Origin of the sequence: Streptococcus sp. 20925_1_24, assembly GCF_041432335.1 — a bacterium.
Taxonomy (GTDB): Bacteria; Bacillota; Bacilli; order Lactobacillales; family Streptococcaceae; genus Streptococcus; species Streptococcus mitis_BM.
In genome coordinates, this window is record NZ_JAPVZM010000002.1 from 100,825 (window position 1) to 116,776 (window position 15,952).

Genomic DNA, 15,952 nt, shown 5'->3' on the forward strand with positions numbered 1-15,952 from the left:
GTAGCGGATTTTTGCAAGTGTGAAAAACGCTTTATTTCAAATTTGTCAATACTTTTTCGATATCTGAGAAGACATCATTGATATCTTGATTACCTTCGATGTCATGAACCAAACCTTTGGCACGGTAGTGAGCAATGATTGGTTCTCCTTGAGCAATATTCACATCCAAACGACGTTTTACTGTCTCAGGCTTATCATCTTCACGTTGGTAGTAATCTTCTTCTTTATAGTCAACTGGTGGGTTAAAGACCTTGTGGAAAGTTTCTCCAGTTACGCGGTGGATGATACGGCCACTCAAACGTTCCAAGAGGCTATCTGGATTCACTTCGATGTTGATAACACCTTCTAGTTCGATGCCAAGTTCAGCCAATGTTTTGTCTAAGGCATGAGCTTGTTCGATTGTACGTGGATAACCATCCAACAAGAATCCTGTTTCTTTAATATCATCTTGTGAAAGACGTTCTTTTACGATTCCATTTGTAACTTCGTCAGGAACCAATTCACCCTTGTCAATGTATGACTTGGCAAGAACACCCATTTCAGTTTGATTTGCCATAGCAGCACGGAACATATCACCTGTTGAGATATGTGCAACATGGAATTGTTCTACGATTTTTGCTGCTTGAGTTCCCTTACCTGCACCAGGTAAGCCCATAATCAAAAGATTCATGATTTGATCTCCTTATTTTATTTTTAAATAGAAGCAAAAATTCTTTTCACCCCTATTTAAAAACAAAATAGAAGAGGGGAGACCAAACTCTCACTAATGTTAGAGTTAAACCTCCACTCCCTCAGCATTTACTGACTCAGTAAATACTTTTATTCTGTTCTGTCCATGAAACCAACATACTTACGTTTCAATAGGTAACCTTCCAATTGCTTGATTCCTTCGATACCAGTAGAGATAATGATCAAGAGACTTGTTCCACCAAAGGCAACAACATCAGAAAGACCAAATACATCTTTAGCTGCAATCGGCAAAATGGAAATCACACCAAGGAAGAGGGAACCAACAGTTGCAAGACGACGAAGAAGTTTAGACATATATTCTTCTGTACCTTTACCAGGACGAACTCCATGGATATAGGCACCGCTCTTTTGTAGGTTCTCTGCCACTTTTTCAGGATTAATCTGTACAAACGTATAGAAGAATGTAAAGAGAATAATCAACAAAGCATACATGGCAATACCAGTTGGAGAAGTGGTTGCCAACATCTCTTGTGCTACCCTTACCCAAGCCCAATCATGACCTGTAGCGCTCAAAAATTGAAGAATCGCCGCAGGCGCTGCAGTAATCGAACTTGCAAAGATAACAGGGATAACTCCAGCAGGGTTTAACTTCAATGGAAGGTAAGAGCTAGATGGAGCACCTTGTGCAACCTTAGTATATTGGATTGGAATTTTGTATTCTGCTTGTTGAACATAAGTTGTAAAGTAAATAATCAACAATACAGTAATAATCAAAATGATTACGAAAATGATAGATGAAGTGATACGGCTACTTGGGACGTTCACAAAGTAGTCTACATAGATGCCTTGAATCATCTCTGGAATTGAGGCAACAATCCCGACAAAGATAATCATGGAAACACCATTTCCGTATCCCTTATCTGTAATTTGCTCACCCAACCAAGTGACAATCATACTACCAGCTGTTAAGATGATACCAATTGTCAAAAAAACTTGTGGAGTTAAAGCAGTTTTAATCAATTGAGCTCCAGCCAAGGTATTAAAACCAGCTGTAATCCCGATAGATTGCACAAAGGCTAGAACAAGAGCAATATAACGAGTAGCTTGATTTAATTTTCTTCGACCTACTTCCCCTTGTTTACCCCACTCTACAAACTTGGGTAAAATATCCATTTGCAAGAGTTGAACAACGATAGAGGCCGTAATGTAGGGACTAACACCAAGAGCAAAAACTGAGAAGTTTTTCATGGCATTCCCTGAGACCAAGCTCAACATGTTTAAGAAGGATAATCCACTTAAAGCATTTAAGCTATTGGCATTCACACCAGGAACTGTAATACTAGTTCCGATACGAAAGACCAAAACGATAAAAATTGTAAATAAAATTTTTGATCGAACCTGCTTGACTTTAAGAGCTTCTCTTAATAATTTAAAAAACATAGGTCACCTCTCTTAGATGACTTCTACTGAACCACCTTTAGCAGTGATAGCTTCTTCAGCTGATTTAGAGAATTTAGCTGCTTTCACAGTCAATTTCTTAGTCAACTCACCGTTACCAAGAACTTTAATACCTGATTTTTCAGCTTTAACAATTCCTGCTTCGATAAGAACAACTGGAGTAACTTCAGCACCATCTTCAAAGACGTTCAATTGGTCAAGGTTCACAATTGCGTATTCTTTAGCGTTGATGTTAGTGAATCCACGTTTTGGAAGACGACGGAACAATGGAGTTTGTCCACCTTCAAAACCAAGGCGAACTCCGCCACCGCTACGAGCTTTTTGACCTTTTTGACCACGACCAGATGTTTTACCGTTACCTGATGAAGTACCACGACCAACGCGGTTACGTACTTTACGAGAACCTTCTGCAGGTTTCAATTCATGAAGTTTCATTTTTATTTTCTCCTCTTTTGTAAAATGCTAGCGCCGATAAGGGAGAAAAGGTTGTCTCCCCCATCAACTCGCCTATACGACGTCATCATAGATGACTATATCTAGTTTTAGGGGATGGTATAGTGCACATCCCCTAAAAGTTCATTAGTTTACTTCTTCAACTGTTACCAAGTGAGATACTGCTGTGATCATACCACGGATAGCAGCGTTATCTTCTTTAATAACAGAGCTGTTCAATTTGCCAAGTCCAAGTGCTACAACAGTTTTACGTTGTGATGGAATGCGTCCGATTGGAGACTTAGTCAAAGTAATTTTAATTTGAGCCATTTTATCCCCTTTCTTATGCCAAATCAGAAACTGAAATACCACGAAGGGCAGCAACTTCTTCAGCGCGTTTCAATTGTTTCAAACCTTCAACAGTTGCACGAACAATGTTGATTGGAGTGTTAGAACCAAGTGATTTAGATGTAATATCTGCCACACCTGCCAATTCCACAACGGCACGAACTGCACCACCAGCGGCAACTCCAGAACCTTCTACAGCAGGTTTCAACAATACTTTAGCTCCACCGAATTCTGAAAGAACTTCGTGTGGGATTGTTGTTCCAACCATAGGAACTTCGATCAAGTTTTTCTTAGCATCATCTACTGCTTTACGGATTGCTTCTGGAACTTCTTGAGCTTTACCAGTACCAAATCCTACGCGACCGTTGTGGTCACCAACAACAACAAGAGCTGCGAAACGAAGACGACGTCCACCTTTAACAACTTTTGTAACACGGTTGACAGCAACTACGCGTTCTTCTAATTCAACTGCATTGTCTTTAAATGCCATTTTCTAGTGTCCTCCTATTAGAATTTCAATCCGTTTTCACGAGCTGCATCAGCCAAAGCTTTCACACGTCCGTGATATAGATATCCACCGCGGTCGAACACCACTTCTGAAATACCTTTAGCGTTTGCACGTTCTGCAACGAGTTTACCGACAGCAACGGCTTGTTCAGTTTTAGTTCCTTTTGAAACTTCTTTGTCAAGAGTTGAAGCACTTGCGAGCGTTACACCCGCTACGTCATCAATCACTTGAGCGTAGATGCCTGTATTAGAACGGAATACGTTCAAACGTGGGCGATCAGCAGTTCCAGAGAGTTTTCCGCGAACGCGACGATGGCGTTTTTGGCGGAGTTTGTTTTTATCTGGTTTTGAAATCACAGTTTTCACCTCTTTAGTTTTAAATCGTGTGCTATGCACAAAGCTGGAAAATAGGTTGGTGGTTGAGAATCAACCACTCAACATTATTTACCTGTTTTACCTTCTTTACGGCGAACGAATTCACCAACGTAACGGATACCTTTACCTTTATATGGTTCTGGTGAACGAAGGCTACGTACGTAAGCAGCTGTTTGACCAACTACTTCTTTTGAAATTCCGCTAACAACGATTGTTGTTGGGTTTGGAAGTTCAAAAGTAATTCCTTCTGGAGCTTCAACTTCGTCTGGATGAGATTTACCAACAGCCAAAACAAGTTTAGATCCTTGAAGTTGTGCACGGTAACCAACCCCGCGCATTTCAAGTTCTTTCTTGAATCCTTCTGATACACCAACAACCATGTTGTTCAAAAGGGCACGAGTAGTTCCGTGGATAGTTTTCATTTCTTTTGAATCGTTTGGACGGTGAAGAGTTACTTCAGTACCTTCCACACGGATTTCAATATCTTTTGAGAACTCACGAGTAAGTTCTCCTTTAGGTCCTTTTACAGTTACAAGGTTGTCATTGTTAGTGATTTCTACACCAGCAGGCAACACGATAACTTTATTACCAATACGTGACATGTTTATTTTCTCCTGTTAGATTGTCAGGCCAGAACGGCCAGTTTTCACGGGGTTAAGATACTTATTTAGTTCAAGAGCTGAACTGAACACGCTCTAACGAGCTTTGTATCTTGATTTGAGTTCGAGCTAAGAATTTGGTGAAAAAGATAAGTTTGTCTTGGAGCATCGCTCCTGCTACAAACTTCCTATTTTCACTGCATTCTTTTAACGCTCTCACATCATCAATTACCAAACGTAAGCGATAACCTCACCACCAACATTCTTTTGGCGTGCTTCTTTATCAGTAAGCAAACCTTCAGAAGTTGAAAGGATAGCAATTCCAAGTCCGTTAAGAACTTTTGGAAGATCTTCACGTTTTTTGTAGACACGAAGTCCTGGTTTAGAAACACGTTTCAAGTTAGTGATAACTTTTTCACCGTTTGGTCCGTATTTAAGAAATACACGGATGATGCCTTGTTTGTCATCTTCGATGATTTCAACGTTTTTTACAAAACCTTCGCGTTTAAGGATTTCAGCAATCCCTTTTTTGATGTTTGATGCAGGTACTTCAAGTACTTCGTGTTTAGCTTGGTTAGCGTTACGAATACGAGTTAGGAAGTCTGCGATTGGGTCAGTCATAACCATTTTGTTTTTCTCCTCTTACTAGTAGTTTGCAAGTTGCACTTGCTAGTTAATGATTGAGCTAAGCTCAGAATATGTTTCTAGGTTTCAATTCCTAAGTGAGTCTAGGCATCTGCTTGCAGGCATAACTTGAGTTAGGCAAAAGCAGATAACGACGAATCACGACGGGATTGAAAGTTAGAATTACCAAGATGCTTTTGTTACACCAGGAATTTGTCCTTTGTAAGCTAATTCACGGAAGCAAACACGGCAAAGTTTAAATTTGCGGTAAACTGAATGTGGACGACCACATTTTTCACAACGAGTATAAGCTTGAGTAGAGAACTTCGCTGGACGTTTGTTCTTAGCAATCATTGATTTTTTAGCCATTAGATTTACCTCCTATATTATTTTGCAAAAGGCATTCCAAGGCCTGTAAGCAATGCACGTGACTCTTCGTCAGTGTTAGCAGTTGTTACGATAACGATGTCAAGACCACGAGTTTTGTCAACGTCATCGAAGTTGATTTCTGGGAAAATCAATTGTTCTTTCACACCAAGTGTGTAGTTCCCGCGTCCGTCAAATGATTTTGTTGGAACACCGTGGAAGTCACGTACACGTGGAAGTGAAACTGAAACCAATTTATCCAAGAATTCGTACATACGTTCACCACGAAGGGTAACTTTTGCACCGATCGCAACACCTTCACGAAGACGGAAGCCGGCGATTGATTTTTTAGCTTTAGTGATAAGTGGTTTTTGACCTGAGATAAGTGCCAATTCTTCAGCAGCTTTTTCAAGGCTTTTAGCGTTTGATACAGCTTCACCAACACCCATGTTCAAAACGATCTTATCTACTTTAGGCACAGCCATCACTGATGAGTAGTTGAATTGTTCTGTCAAAGCAGGAACTACTTCATTAAGATATTTTTCTTTTAAACGATTTGCCATTATACTTCTCCTTTCCTTCGTGATTAATCAAGCACTTCGCCTGATTTTTTGTTGTAGCGAACTTTTTTACCGTCTACAAATTTGTAACCAACACGACCAGCTACACCATTTTTGTCCAAAACTTGAACGTTTGATACGTGGATAGCTGCTTCTTTCTCGATGATACCACCTTGAGGAAGTTCGTTAGTTGGACGTTGGTGTTTCTTAACGATGTTAACACCTTCAACGATAACTTTGTTTACTTTTGGAAGGGCAGTAAGGACAACAGCTTCTGTTCCCTTATCTTTACCAGCGATTACGCGAACTTTGTCGCCTTTTTTTACAAACATTAGGTTTCTCCTTGATTTTTCTTACGCCCATAAGGGCACCCTAGCTTGAAGCTAGGGGACTAGTTTGTTTCTAAAAATTAAAGTACTTCTGGAGCAAGTGACACGATCTTCATGAAGCCACCTTCACGCAATTCACGTGCAACTGGGCCAAAGATACGTGTTCCGCGAGGAGTTTTGTCTTCACGGATGATAACTGCTGCGTTTTCGTCAAATTTGATGTATGAACCATCAGCACGACGAGCACCTGATTTAGTACGAACGATAACTGCTTTAACAACGTCACCTTTTTTAACCGCACCACCAGGAGTAGCTTGTTTTACAGATGCCACGATAACATCACCGATGTTTGCAAATTTACGTCCTGAACCACCAAGAACTTTGATAGTCAAGATTTCGCGAGCACCGCTGTTGTCTGCGACTTTCAAACGAGTTTCTGTTTGAATCATTTCAGTTTTCTCCTTTCAGGTTTGATTAGATGATGACCGCTTCTTCAACAACTTCTACAAGACGGAAACGTTTTGTAGCTGAAAGCGGGCGAGTTTCCATGATACGTACGATATCGCCTTCTTTGGCAACATTGTTTTCATCATGAGCTTTGTATTTTTTAGAGTAGTTAATACGTTTACCATAGACTGGGTGGTTACGTTTTGTTTCAACTACAACTGTGATTGTCTTGTCCATTTTGTCAGATACAACACGTCCAACAAGAACTTTACGATTATTGCGTTCCATTGAAATTTCTCCTTCCCTAGTCTATTATTTCGCTTCAGATTGAACTGTTTTGATACGAGCGATTTGTTTTTTAACTTCTTTCAAGCGAGCTGTTTGTTCCAATTGACCAGTAGCAGCTTGGAAACGAAGTTCAAACAATTCTTTTTTCAATTCGTTTTCGCGCTTCGCGAGTTCTTCTTGAGAAAGACCACGAAGTTCTTTAACAAATTCTTTTACTTCATTAAGTTTCATGCCTTCTCCTTATTCTGCTTCACGTTTTACGAATTTACATTTAACTGGCAATTTGTGGCTAGCAAGACGAAGCGCTTCGCGAGCGATCTCTTCAGATACACCAGCGATTTCGAACATCACTTTACCACGTTTAACTGGTGCTACCCAACCTTCAGGTGCCCCTTTACCAGATCCCATACGCACACCGATAGCTTTAGCAGTGTATGATTTGTGTGGGAAGATTTTAATCCAAACTTTACCACCACGTTTCATGTAACGAGTCATGGCGATACGAGCAGCTTCGATTTGGCGGTTAGTGATCCAGTGGCTAGTTGTAGCTTGAAGACCGTATTCACCGAATGCTACTTCTTTTCCACCTTTTGCTTCACCGCGCATTTTTCCACGGAATTCACGACGGTGTTTAACACGTTTAGGTACTAACATTGGTTATTTACCTCCTTTAGTGTTTTTGCGAGCTGGAAGAACTTCACCACGGTAGATCCATACTTTAACACCAAGTTTACCGTATGTAGTATCTGCTTCTTCCCAAGCGTAATCGATATCTGCACGAAGTGTGTGAAGTGGAACAGTTCCTTCAGAGTATCCTTCAGCACGGGCGATATCTGCACCGTTCAAACGACCTGATACTTGAGTTTTGATTCCTTTAGCTCCAGCACGCATTGCACGTTGGATTGCTTGTTTTTGTGCACGACGGAAAGCAACACGTTGCTCCAATTGACGAGCAATTCCTTCACCTACAAGGTGAGCATCCAAATCAGGTTGTTTGATTTCGATGATGTTGATGTGTACTTGTTTTCCAGTCAATTTGTTAAGTTTTGCACGGAGTGCATCAACGTTAGCACCACCTTTACCGATAACCATACCTGGTTTAGCAGTGTGAAGTGAAACGTTAACTTTGTTTACTGCGCGTTCGATTTCGATAGTTGAAACTGCTGCGTCAGCAAGTTCTTTTTGAACGAATTTACGGATTGCAAGATCTTCATGAAGGTAATCCGCGTATTCTTTTTCAGCATACCATTTGGCATCCCAATCACGGATGATGCCGACACGCATACCAATTGGATGTACTTTTTGACCCACGATTTTACCTCCTTATTTTTCTGCAACAGCTACAGTGATGTGAGCTGTACGTTTGTTGATTGGTGAAGCTGAACCTTTCGCACGTGGACGGAAACGTTTCATAGTTGGTCCTTCGTTTGCGAATGCTTCAGATACTACCAAGTTAGCTTTATCCAAACCAAAGTTGTTTTCAGCGTTAGCTACAGCTGAGTTCAAAACTTTCAAGATGATTTCAGCAGCTTTGTTTGGAGTGAATGTCAAGATTGCGATTGCATCGGCTACGCTTTTACCACGGATGTTATCAAGAACAAGACGTGATTTACGAGGTGAAACACGTACTGTACGAGCCATTGCTTTAGCTGAAGTAATTTCTGCCATTTATGTTCTCCTTATTTTCTACGTGTTTTCTTGTCGTCTGCAGCGTGACCTTTGTAAGTACGAGTTGGTGCAAATTCACCAAGTTTGTGACCTACCATGTCTTCTTGGATGTAAACAGGTACGTGTTTACGTCCGTCATAAACTGCAATAGTGTAACCAATGAAACTTGGGAAGATCGTTGAACGACGTGACCAAGTTTTAATAACTTTTTTCTTTTCGTCGTTAGCTTGAGCTTCAACTTTTTTCATCAAATGCTCATCGACGAAAGGTCCTTTTTTAAGACTGCGTCCCATTTTTATATTTTCTCCTTTAAATGTTGTACCACAGCGGCTTGCGCTCACATGGAGCGCTACCGAGCTGGCGGATTTACTAATTGCTTAAGCGACTAGTTTAATATTATTTCTCGTTGCGACGACGAACGATAAGTTTGTCAGATTTCGCTTTCTTGTTACGAGTTTTAAGACCAAGAGCAGGTTTGCCCCATGGAGTAGATGGTGCTTTACGACCAACTGGTGCTTTACCTTCACCACCACCATGTGGGTGATCGTTAGGGTTCATTACAGAACCACGAACTGTTGGGCGGATACCTTTCCAACGGCTACGTCCTGCTTTACCAAGGTTTACAAGTCCATGTTGTTCGTTTCCGACAACACCAACTGTAGCACGGCAAGTTCCAAGAATCATACGAACTTCACCTGATTGAAGACGAACAAGAACGTATTTACCTTCAGAACCCAATACTTGAGCAGATGCACCAGCAGCACGTACCAATTCACCACCACGACCTGGTTTCAACTCGATGTTGTGGATCAAAGTACCAACTGGGATGTTAGCAAGTGGAAGAGCGTTTCCGACTTTGATATCTGCTTCTGGACCTGAAACGATACGTTGACCAACTTCAAGACCTTTTGGAGCGATGATGTATGCTTTCACACCGTCAGTGTAGTGTACAAGAGCGATGTTTGCAGAACGGTTTGGATCGTACTCGATTGTTTTAACAACTGCTTCAACGTTGTCTTTGTTACGTTTGAAGTCAACCAAACGGTAGAAACGTTTGTGTCCACCACCTTGGTGACGAACTGTGATACGACCGTTGTTGTTACGACCAGCCTTGCTCTTCAATGCAACAAGCAATGATTTTTCAGGAGTGCTTGTTGTGATTTCAGCGAAATCCAAAGAAGTCATATTACGGCGACCGTTTGTTGTTGGTTTATAAACACGAATTCCCACGATATTTCCTCCTTAGATTATTCAGCTTCAGCAGCAAACAACTCGATTGCTTTAGAATCAGCTGTAAGTGTGATGATAGCTTTTTTAGTTTTGTTAGTAAAACCAGTGTAACGTCCAACACGTTTAGCTTTTGGTTTTACGTTGATTGTGTTAACATTAGCAACTTTAACACCTTCGAAAGCAGCTTCAACAGCTTGCTTGATCAAAAGTTTGTGTGCACGAGTGTCAACTTCAAATACATATTTTCCTGCTTCAAGTTGAGCCATTGAGCTTTCAGTGATTACAGGTTTTTTGATAACATCATACAAATTCATTATGCAAGAACCTCCTCGATTTTAGAGATAGCTGCTTGTGTGACAAGAAGTTTGTCGCTATTTGCGATGTCAAGAACACTTGCAGTTGTAGCAGTTGCAACTTTCACGTTTGGAAGGTTACGAGCTGAAAGAGCTGCGAATTCATTTCCTTCTTCAAGGATAACAAGAACTTTAGAATCGATGCTCAATGCTGCAAGAACTTTTGCAAATTCAGCAGTTTTTGGAGCTGTAAATGAAAGAGCGTCTACAGCTACGAATTTGTTTTCAGCAACTTTTTCAGAGTAAACTGATTTAAGAGCTAGGCGACGAACTTTTTGTGGAAGTTTGTAGCCGTATGAACGTGGAGTTGGTCCGAAGACAACACCACCACCACGCCATTGTGGTGAGCGGATAGAACCTTGACGAGCACGTCCAGTTCCTTTTTGACGCCATGGTTTGCGTCCACCACCTGATACTGCAGAGCGGTTTTTAACAGCGTGTGTTCCTTGACGAAGGCTTGCGCGTTGGCTGATGATCACATCAAACACAACTGATTCATTTGGTTCGATACCAAATACTGCATCGTTAAGAACAACTTGGCCAGCTTCTTTACCAGTTTGGTCAAATAATGTTACGTTTGCCATTGTGACTGATTTCCCCTTTCTTTATTATTTACCAGCTTTAACTGCTGATTTGATAGTGATAAGAGATTTCTTAGCACCTGGTACGTTACCTTTGATAAGGATAACGTTCTTTTCTGGAACAACTTGTACAACTTCAAGGTTTTGAATTGTTACACGGTCGCCACCCATACGTCCTGCAAGTTTTTTACCTTTGAATACGCGGTTAGGTGCAACAGGTCCCATAGAACCTGGACGACGGTGGTAACGAGAACCGTGAGCCATTGGTCCACGTGATTGTCCGTGGCGTTTGATAACACCTTGGAAACCTTTACCTTTAGAAGTACCAGTTACGTCAACAACGTCTCCAGCTGCGAATGTTTCAACTGTGATTTCAGCACCAACTTCCAAGCCTTCAACGTTTTTGAATTCACGAATGAAGCGCTTAGGAGCCGTGTTAGCTTTCGCTACATGTCCTTTAGCAGGTTTGTTGCTCAATACTTCGCGTTTGTCATCGAAACCAACTTGGATAGCGTTGTATCCGTCTGTTTCAACAGTTTTAACTTGAAGAACAACGTTTGGAGTTGCTTCAATAACTGTTACAGGGATCAATTCGCCAGCTTCAGTGAAGATTTGAGTCATTCCCACTTTTTTCCCTAAGATTCCTTTTGTCATGAGAAAATAGTTCCTTTTCTATATTTTTTATTCAAAAAGTTTTTAACGAGCGTTTTTTATGCTCAAGTCTAAGATACAAAGGGCGTCAAACTCAAAGTGAAAATAAGAAACTGACGCAGTGTCTAGCAGACACTAGGAAGTTTATCTTTTTCACACCGAGTTTAGCCCGTGTTCAATTAGATTGAAACACCAGCCTCTGCTCTTTTATATTTTAGATTAAAGTTTGATTTCTACGTTTACACCACTTGGAAGATCCAATTTCATCAACGCATCAACTGTTTTTTGAGTTGGGTTAACGATATCGATCAAACGTTTGTGTGTACGCATTTCAAATTGTTCGCGAGAGTCTTTGTATTTGTGAGTCGCACGAATGATTGTGTAGAGGCTACGTTCAGTTGGAAGTGGGATTGGACCCGCAACTTGTGCACCTGTACGAGTAGCTGATTCTACGATTTTTGCAGCCGCTGTGTCAAGCGTACGGTGTTCGTAAGCTTTCAAACGGATACGGATTTTTTTGTTTGCCATCTTTTTCTCCTTTTCGTCTATTTAAGATAATAGGCTAGCTCCACAAGAAAACCGACGCGGCGTTGCGTGGCAATGCAACCGAGCGTGTCGCAACCTCTTGCATCAAAGCTAAGGCTGTAATTTACAGCACCATAATAGAATAACACAAAGCCCCTGCGATTGCAAGGGATTTGTTGCTGTTTTTTCGTTTTTTTACAATGAAACTGTTTTCTTTTTTTATAGGTCATTTATTTAACTATTCTCTATAGAAGAAAGTTACTCTCTCTTCACCTGTTCATAGCTTTCTTTTCCGTCATTAAGCTTATCCCAAATCACTACTTGCCCACTTTTGAGAGATTTTTGCACATCGATAATTCTTTGGTTTGAAGATCCGCGGAACTGGAGCATGAGATTTCTCTTAGTTCGATCGTATCGTCCATCTACAAGGATGTCAATTAGCGATAAGAGTTCCAGTTTATCTGGAGTTTCCAACATCATTTCTTCCCATGTATAGCCCGTCCAGGACCAGATGTCTTTTTCTGGTAATTCCTTTCGAATGCGTTTAACGAGAGGTAAGAGAATCCCCGTATTGAGGAAGGGCTCCCCTCCTAGCAAGGTCAATCCTTGAACATAAGGTTGAGCAAGGTCTGCCATAATCTGCTCTTCTAATTCTGCTGTATAGGGAATACCAGCATTAAAAGACCAAGTCGCAACATTATAACATCCCTCGCAGTGAAACATACAGCCTGATACATAGAGAGAGTTACGCACGCCTTCTCCATCTACAAAGTTAAAGGCCTTGTAGTCAATGATACGACCTTGACTAAGTTCCTCGCTTTTCCATTCTTGTGGTTTTGGATTATTCATTCGCTACCTCTATCCAATAACGCTCGACTCCATTCCTAGCATCTTCAAGAATTCCTCCATTTGCTAAAATGACTGCTCTGCTAGCAGGATTATTCACGCTACAGGTCACAAGAGTTCTCTTGATGTTCTTTTCCTTAGCAACTTGCAAGCCCTGACGGAGAGTCTCTTTAGCATAACCTTTACCTCTTTCTGATGGATGAATGGAGTAGCCAATGTGGCCAGCATAATTCAGTAACCCCTCATTCAGTCTCAATCGCAGATTCAAAAATCCTAGAGCACGACCTACATCATCAAATGATACAAATTGAATAGAAGGAACACGATTTTCAGGTAAGTTTATTCCCATCTCTTTTTGCATATTTGTTTCCAACCACTCTTCATACACAAAGTTCTCTGTATCCCAAAATCCTCCATCATGGGCTGATTGGCTTTTTTCAAACTCTGCCATCATCTCTAAAACTGTTTCTTTATCTGCTAATCTTGGTCTGCGTAGTTCCATCCTTACCTCCCACTATGAGAAAAGTGAGAGCTGACTCTCATACTCTTCGAAAATCTCTTCAAACCACGTCAGCGTCGCCTTACCGTAGATATATGTTACTGACTTCGTCAGTCTTATCTACAACCTCAAAGCAGTGCTTTGAGCAACCTGCGGCTAGCTTCCTAGTTTGCTCTTTGATTTTCATTGAGTATCACTTTTATTTTTTCTTGTTCTTGTTTAAAAATTGTTCTCTGAGGCTGAGCAAGCGTTCTTTTTTACCAGCTCCACCTTTAGAGTGTTTCTCATGATAACGGGTCACTTGTGCGCGACCCTTATCGTCTAATTGATATTTTCCCATCTCATTTCTTTCTAATTTGTTACTTGATGGCCAGCTATTTTAATCGTTGAGCCATTCATATGTTTGACACGCGCAGCGATTTCCTTGTGACGGCCGTTGACCATAGGTCTTGCTTGAGGATTGCCTAAATAGCCACAAGTCCGTTTAACAACGTCTACTGTTTTAGGGTCGCTATTGCCACAGTTAGGACAAGCAAAGCCCCTCTCAGTTGGTTCAAAATCCCCTTCAAAGTCACACTTGTAGCAACGGTCAATCGGAGTATTGGTGCCTAGATAGCCTACACGGTCATAAGCATAATCCCAGACAGCTTCCAAGGCCTTTGGATTTTGTTGAAGAACTGGATACTCACAATAATGGATGAAACCACCTGACGCACCTGCTTCCGGATAGACTTTCTCAAAGTCTAATTTTTCAAACGGTGTTGGATTTTTACGAACATCGTAGTGGAAAGAGTTAGTGTAGTATTCCTTGTCTGTGATATCAGGAATAGAGCCGAACTTTTCTGTATCTAGTCGGCAGAAACGGTCTGTCAAACTTTCAGATGGTGTTGAGTAGATAGAGAAATGGTAGCCATATTGGTCTGACCACTCTTCTACACGGCGTTTCATATCGCGAATGATGTCTAGCGTGAATTCCTTAGCATCTGGATTACTCTCCCAGCTATTTCCAAAGAAGACGGTAGCCACTTCGTACAAACCGATATAGCCCAGCGAAACAGTTGCGCGACTATTCTTAAAGAGCTGGTCAACACTTTCTTCTTTACCTAGACGATGGCCAAAAGCACCGTACTGATAGAGGATAGGAGCATTGGCTGGTGTCGCCTCTTTAGTGCGTTCGACACGATAAACCAGAGCATCTTCTGCAATGTTCATCCGTTCGTTGAAGATTTCCCAGAACTTATTCATGTCGCCCTCAGACTCAAGAGCAATACGAGGCAGGTTGACCGTCACAACGCCTAGATTCATCCGACCTGAATTGACTTCTACGCCATTCTCGTCTTTCCAACCTTGAAGGAAAGAACGACAACCCATAGGAACTTTGAAAGAACCTGTCAACTCAACAATCTTATCATAGGACAAAACATCTGGGTACATCCGCTTGGTTGCGCACTCTAGAGCCAACTGCTTGATGTCGTAGTTGGGTGTCCCTTCCTCTAAGTTGAGTCCTCTTTTAAGCGTGAAGATAAGTTTAGGGAAGATAGCTGTGCGGTGTTCTGAACCAAGTCCCTTGATTCGGATGTTCAAGATAGCTTTTTGAATTTCCCGCTCAAAACGATTGGTTCCCAGGCCAAAACCTAGCGAAGTGAAAGGTGTTTGCCCATTTGAAGTGAAGAGGGTGTTGATTTCATACTCAAGAGATTGCATGGCATCGTAGATGTCTTTCTGCGTTTTCTTCCAAGCGTAATCTTCCCGTTTTTCAGGCAAGACCCACTCTTCTGCATCTTTGAGGTGTTTTTGGTAATTCTTCTCTGCATAAGGCGCCAAGACTTCATCGATACGGTCAGCTGAACAGCCTCCATACTGGCTAGAAGCAACGTTGGCAATGATTTGGGAAATCTGAGCTGTTGCAGTCTGGATAGACTTAGGACTTTCCACCTCCGCATTTCCAATCTTAAAACCATTCTCCAACATCCCTTTGAAATCAATCAAACAGCAGTTGGTCATAGGGGTATAGGGACTGTAGTCCAAATCGTGATAGTGGATATCCCCTTTTTGGTGGGCATTGGCTACATGCTTAGGAAGCATTTGCAGTCCGATTGATTTTCCAACGATGCCCGCTGTCAAATCACGCTGGGTATTAAAGACATCGCTGTCTTTATTAGCATTTTCATTGACAACTGCCTGGTCTTTGTTGAGAAGCTTATGGATACTAAAGTTAATATCTGTCGCTTTTGAGCGCTCAAAATCCCTCTGTGTTCGATAAGTGATATACTCTTCAGCCAGCGCATATTCTTTTGCTTCAAGGAGTTCATGTTCTACGATATTTTGGATTTCGTAAATCTTAACTCCCTTTGGAAAGCGACTATGAATTTCTGTGACAATTCGCTCGGTCAGAGCATTTAGGCGTTTTTCGACCAAGGGTGTCACATCCATAACCTTGTCAGCCGCCTTGTGGAGAGCCTTGTCAATCTTGTCCACATCAAATACAACACGTCTCCCATCTCGTTTCTCGACGAAGAGAGTTGGCAAAATTGTAATTTTTTCTTCTAGTGCAATCATATGCATGCTCTTTTCTA

General features: G+C 41.4%; 27 protein-coding genes. All 27 read right to left on the bottom strand.

The annotated features are described in order from the left end of the window. Positions 1-31: 31 nt before the first annotated feature. Entirely contained in the window at positions 32-670 is a 639-nt protein-coding gene (locus O3650_RS01785; RefSeq protein ID WP_001050436.1) for an adenylate kinase, read from the bottom strand. Between the two features lie 149 nt (positions 671-819). Then, on the bottom strand, positions 820-2,130 hold the full coding sequence (secY, locus tag O3650_RS01790) for a preprotein translocase subunit SecY (protein ID WP_153192670.1): 1,311 nt from the start codon (positions 2,128-2,130) through the stop codon (positions 820-822). Between the two features lie 12 nt (positions 2,131-2,142). Continuing rightward, the gene (rplO, locus tag O3650_RS01795) at positions 2,143-2,583 is read right to left on the bottom strand and encodes a 50S ribosomal protein L15 (RefSeq protein WP_000766088.1); all 441 of its coding nucleotides are present in this window, start codon (positions 2,581-2,583) and stop codon (positions 2,143-2,145) included. Positions 2,584-2,727: 144 nt separating this feature from the next. Then, entirely contained in the window at positions 2,728-2,910 is a 183-nt protein-coding gene (rpmD, locus tag O3650_RS01800) for a 50S ribosomal protein L30 (protein WP_000057241.1), read from the bottom strand. Between the two features lie 13 nt (positions 2,911-2,923). After that, a complete protein-coding gene (rpsE, locus tag O3650_RS01805) occupies positions 2,924-3,418 on the bottom strand; it encodes a 30S ribosomal protein S5 (protein ID WP_000874202.1) in 495 nt (164 codons plus the stop codon). A gap of 17 nt (positions 3,419-3,435) precedes the next feature. Next, entirely contained in the window at positions 3,436-3,792 is a 357-nt protein-coding gene (gene rplR / locus O3650_RS01810) for a 50S ribosomal protein L18 (protein WP_000624044.1), read from the bottom strand. Positions 3,793-3,875: 83 nt separating this feature from the next. Continuing rightward, positions 3,876-4,412 carry a 50S ribosomal protein L6 gene (gene rplF / locus O3650_RS01815; protein WP_000086622.1) on the bottom strand — a complete coding sequence of 179 codons (537 nt, stop codon included), beginning with the start codon at positions 4,410-4,412 and terminating at the stop codon, positions 3,876-3,878. A gap of 225 nt (positions 4,413-4,637) precedes the next feature. Beyond that, a complete protein-coding gene (gene rpsH / locus O3650_RS01820; protein WP_000245504.1) occupies positions 4,638-5,036 on the bottom strand; it encodes a 30S ribosomal protein S8 in 399 nt (132 codons plus the stop codon). A 180-nt stretch (positions 5,037-5,216) separates the two neighbouring features. Beyond that, positions 5,217-5,402, bottom strand: coding sequence for a type Z 30S ribosomal protein S14 (locus tag O3650_RS01825; RefSeq protein ID WP_001085697.1), 186 nt, complete (start codon positions 5,400-5,402; stop codon positions 5,217-5,219). Positions 5,403-5,419: 17 nt separating this feature from the next. Continuing rightward, complete coding sequence (rplE, locus tag O3650_RS01830; protein ID WP_000013542.1) at positions 5,420-5,962, bottom strand: 50S ribosomal protein L5; 543 nt, start codon at positions 5,960-5,962, stop codon at positions 5,420-5,422. Positions 5,963-5,985: 23 nt separating this feature from the next. Beyond that, positions 5,986-6,291, bottom strand: coding sequence for a 50S ribosomal protein L24 (rplX, locus tag O3650_RS01835; protein ID WP_000497691.1), 306 nt, complete (start codon positions 6,289-6,291; stop codon positions 5,986-5,988). A gap of 77 nt (positions 6,292-6,368) precedes the next feature. Further along, on the bottom strand, positions 6,369-6,737 hold the full coding sequence (gene rplN / locus O3650_RS01840; protein WP_000616545.1) for a 50S ribosomal protein L14: 369 nt from the start codon (positions 6,735-6,737) through the stop codon (positions 6,369-6,371). A 25-nt stretch (positions 6,738-6,762) separates the two neighbouring features. Beyond that, positions 6,763-7,023, bottom strand: a complete 261-nt coding sequence (gene rpsQ / locus O3650_RS01845) for a 30S ribosomal protein S17 (protein WP_000440801.1) — start codon at positions 7,021-7,023, stop codon at positions 6,763-6,765. A gap of 24 nt (positions 7,024-7,047) precedes the next feature. Continuing rightward, positions 7,048-7,254, bottom strand: coding sequence for a 50S ribosomal protein L29 (rpmC, locus tag O3650_RS01850; RefSeq protein WP_000772918.1), 207 nt, complete (start codon positions 7,252-7,254; stop codon positions 7,048-7,050). Between the two features lie 9 nt (positions 7,255-7,263). Continuing rightward, positions 7,264-7,677, bottom strand: a complete 414-nt coding sequence (rplP, locus tag O3650_RS01855; RefSeq protein ID WP_000960946.1) for a 50S ribosomal protein L16 — start codon at positions 7,675-7,677, stop codon at positions 7,264-7,266. 3 nt (positions 7,678-7,680) lie between these two features. Next, a complete protein-coding gene (gene rpsC / locus O3650_RS01860; protein ID WP_000529936.1) occupies positions 7,681-8,334 on the bottom strand; it encodes a 30S ribosomal protein S3 in 654 nt (217 codons plus the stop codon). A 12-nt stretch (positions 8,335-8,346) separates the two neighbouring features. After that, the gene (gene rplV, locus O3650_RS01865; protein WP_000818137.1) at positions 8,347-8,691 is read right to left on the bottom strand and encodes a 50S ribosomal protein L22; all 345 of its coding nucleotides are present in this window, start codon (positions 8,689-8,691) and stop codon (positions 8,347-8,349) included. A gap of 11 nt (positions 8,692-8,702) precedes the next feature. Further along, positions 8,703-8,984, bottom strand: a complete 282-nt coding sequence (gene rpsS / locus O3650_RS01870; protein WP_000533766.1) for a 30S ribosomal protein S19 — start codon at positions 8,982-8,984, stop codon at positions 8,703-8,705. Between the two features lie 103 nt (positions 8,985-9,087). Beyond that, positions 9,088-9,921, bottom strand: a complete 834-nt coding sequence (gene rplB / locus O3650_RS01875; protein WP_000512911.1) for a 50S ribosomal protein L2 — start codon at positions 9,919-9,921, stop codon at positions 9,088-9,090. A 17-nt stretch (positions 9,922-9,938) separates the two neighbouring features. Next, on the bottom strand, positions 9,939-10,235 hold the full coding sequence (locus O3650_RS01880) for a 50S ribosomal protein L23 (RefSeq protein WP_001055347.1): 297 nt from the start codon (positions 10,233-10,235) through the stop codon (positions 9,939-9,941). Continuing rightward, positions 10,235-10,858 carry a 50S ribosomal protein L4 gene (rplD, locus tag O3650_RS01885; protein ID WP_000024537.1) on the bottom strand — a complete coding sequence of 208 codons (624 nt, stop codon included), beginning with the start codon at positions 10,856-10,858 and terminating at the stop codon, positions 10,235-10,237. Before rplD ends, O3650_RS01880 begins: the two co-directional genes overlap by 1 nt. A gap of 24 nt (positions 10,859-10,882) precedes the next feature. Continuing rightward, the gene (gene rplC, locus O3650_RS01890; RefSeq protein ID WP_371491447.1) at positions 10,883-11,509 is read right to left on the bottom strand and encodes a 50S ribosomal protein L3; all 627 of its coding nucleotides are present in this window, start codon (positions 11,507-11,509) and stop codon (positions 10,883-10,885) included. Positions 11,510-11,725: 216 nt separating this feature from the next. Further along, entirely contained in the window at positions 11,726-12,034 is a 309-nt protein-coding gene (gene rpsJ / locus O3650_RS01895) for a 30S ribosomal protein S10 (RefSeq protein ID WP_001284513.1), read from the bottom strand. Between the two features lie 255 nt (positions 12,035-12,289). Beyond that, a complete protein-coding gene (nrdG, locus tag O3650_RS01900; protein ID WP_060805947.1) occupies positions 12,290-12,880 on the bottom strand; it encodes an anaerobic ribonucleoside-triphosphate reductase activating protein in 591 nt (196 codons plus the stop codon). Then, complete coding sequence (locus O3650_RS01905) at positions 12,873-13,379, bottom strand: GNAT family N-acetyltransferase (protein WP_060805946.1); 507 nt, start codon at positions 13,377-13,379, stop codon at positions 12,873-12,875. The genes nrdG and O3650_RS01905 overlap by 8 nt, the downstream gene beginning before the upstream one ends. A 196-nt stretch (positions 13,380-13,575) precedes the next feature. Next, entirely contained in the window at positions 13,576-13,716 is a 141-nt protein-coding gene (locus O3650_RS01910; protein WP_000521621.1) for a hypothetical protein, read from the bottom strand. Positions 13,717-13,727: 11 nt separating this feature from the next. Next, the gene (nrdD, locus tag O3650_RS01915; RefSeq protein ID WP_203175610.1) at positions 13,728-15,935 is read right to left on the bottom strand and encodes an anaerobic ribonucleoside-triphosphate reductase; all 2,208 of its coding nucleotides are present in this window, start codon (positions 15,933-15,935) and stop codon (positions 13,728-13,730) included. Positions 15,936-15,952 lie beyond the last annotated feature (17 nt).

What these genes read in the sequence shown, in the direction of transcription:
- O3650_RS01785 (WP_001050436.1), bottom strand. Translation starts at nt 670, where the DNA reads ATGAATCTTTTGATTATGGGCTTACCTGGTGCAGGTAAGGGAACTCAA.
- rplP (WP_000960946.1), bottom strand. Translation starts at nt 7,677, where the DNA reads ATGTTAGTACCTAAACGTGTTAAACACCGTCGTGAATTCCGTGGAAAA.
- rplE (WP_000013542.1), bottom strand. Translation starts at nt 5,962, where the DNA reads ATGGCAAATCGTTTAAAAGAAAAATATCTTAATGAAGTAGTTCCTGCT.
- rpmD (WP_000057241.1), bottom strand. Translation starts at nt 2,910, where the DNA reads ATGGCTCAAATTAAAATTACTTTGACTAAGTCTCCAATCGGACGCATT.
- O3650_RS01825 (WP_001085697.1), bottom strand. Translation starts at nt 5,402, where the DNA reads ATGGCTAAAAAATCAATGATTGCTAAGAACAAACGTCCAGCGAAGTTC.
- rplD (WP_000024537.1), bottom strand. Translation starts at nt 10,858, where the DNA reads ATGGCAAACGTAACATTATTTGACCAAACTGGTAAAGAAGCTGGCCAA.
- rpsE (WP_000874202.1), bottom strand. Translation starts at nt 3,418, where the DNA reads ATGGCATTTAAAGACAATGCAGTTGAATTAGAAGAACGCGTAGTTGCT.
- rpsS (WP_000533766.1), bottom strand. Translation starts at nt 8,984, where the DNA reads ATGGGACGCAGTCTTAAAAAAGGACCTTTCGTCGATGAGCATTTGATG.
- rplO (WP_000766088.1), bottom strand. Translation starts at nt 2,583, where the DNA reads ATGAAACTTCATGAATTGAAACCTGCAGAAGGTTCTCGTAAAGTACGT.
- rpmC (WP_000772918.1), bottom strand. Translation starts at nt 7,254, where the DNA reads ATGAAACTTAATGAAGTAAAAGAATTTGTTAAAGAACTTCGTGGTCTT.
- O3650_RS01910 (WP_000521621.1), bottom strand. Translation starts at nt 13,716, where the DNA reads ATGGGAAAATATCAATTAGACGATAAGGGTCGCGCACAAGTGACCCGT.
- rpsH (WP_000245504.1), bottom strand. Translation starts at nt 5,036, where the DNA reads ATGGTTATGACTGACCCAATCGCAGACTTCCTAACTCGTATTCGTAAC.
- rpsQ (WP_000440801.1), bottom strand. Translation starts at nt 7,023, where the DNA reads ATGGAACGCAATAATCGTAAAGTTCTTGTTGGACGTGTTGTATCTGAC.
- O3650_RS01880 (WP_001055347.1), bottom strand. Translation starts at nt 10,235, where the DNA reads ATGAATTTGTATGATGTTATCAAAAAACCTGTAATCACTGAAAGCTCA.
- rplX (WP_000497691.1), bottom strand. Translation starts at nt 6,291, where the DNA reads ATGTTTGTAAAAAAAGGCGACAAAGTTCGCGTAATCGCTGGTAAAGAT.
- rplN (WP_000616545.1), bottom strand. Translation starts at nt 6,737, where the DNA reads ATGATTCAAACAGAAACTCGTTTGAAAGTCGCAGACAACAGCGGTGCT.
- nrdG (WP_060805947.1), bottom strand. Translation starts at nt 12,880, where the DNA reads ATGAATAATCCAAAACCACAAGAATGGAAAAGCGAGGAACTTAGTCAA.
- rpsJ (WP_001284513.1), bottom strand. Translation starts at nt 12,034, where the DNA reads ATGGCAAACAAAAAAATCCGTATCCGTTTGAAAGCTTACGAACACCGT.
- nrdD (WP_203175610.1), bottom strand. Translation starts at nt 15,935, where the DNA reads ATGATTGCACTAGAAGAAAAAATTACAATTTTGCCAACTCTCTTCGTC.
- secY (WP_153192670.1), bottom strand. Translation starts at nt 2,130, where the DNA reads ATGTTTTTTAAATTATTAAGAGAAGCTCTTAAAGTCAAGCAGGTTCGA.
- rplC (WP_371491447.1), bottom strand. Translation starts at nt 11,509, where the DNA reads ATGACAAAAGGAATCTTAGGGAAAAAAGTGGGAATGACTCAAATCTTC.
- rplV (WP_000818137.1), bottom strand. Translation starts at nt 8,691, where the DNA reads ATGGCAGAAATTACTTCAGCTAAAGCAATGGCTCGTACAGTACGTGTT.
- rplF (WP_000086622.1), bottom strand. Translation starts at nt 4,412, where the DNA reads ATGTCACGTATTGGTAATAAAGTTATCGTGTTGCCTGCTGGTGTAGAA.
- O3650_RS01905 (WP_060805946.1), bottom strand. Translation starts at nt 13,379, where the DNA reads ATGGAACTACGCAGACCAAGATTAGCAGATAAAGAAACAGTTTTAGAG.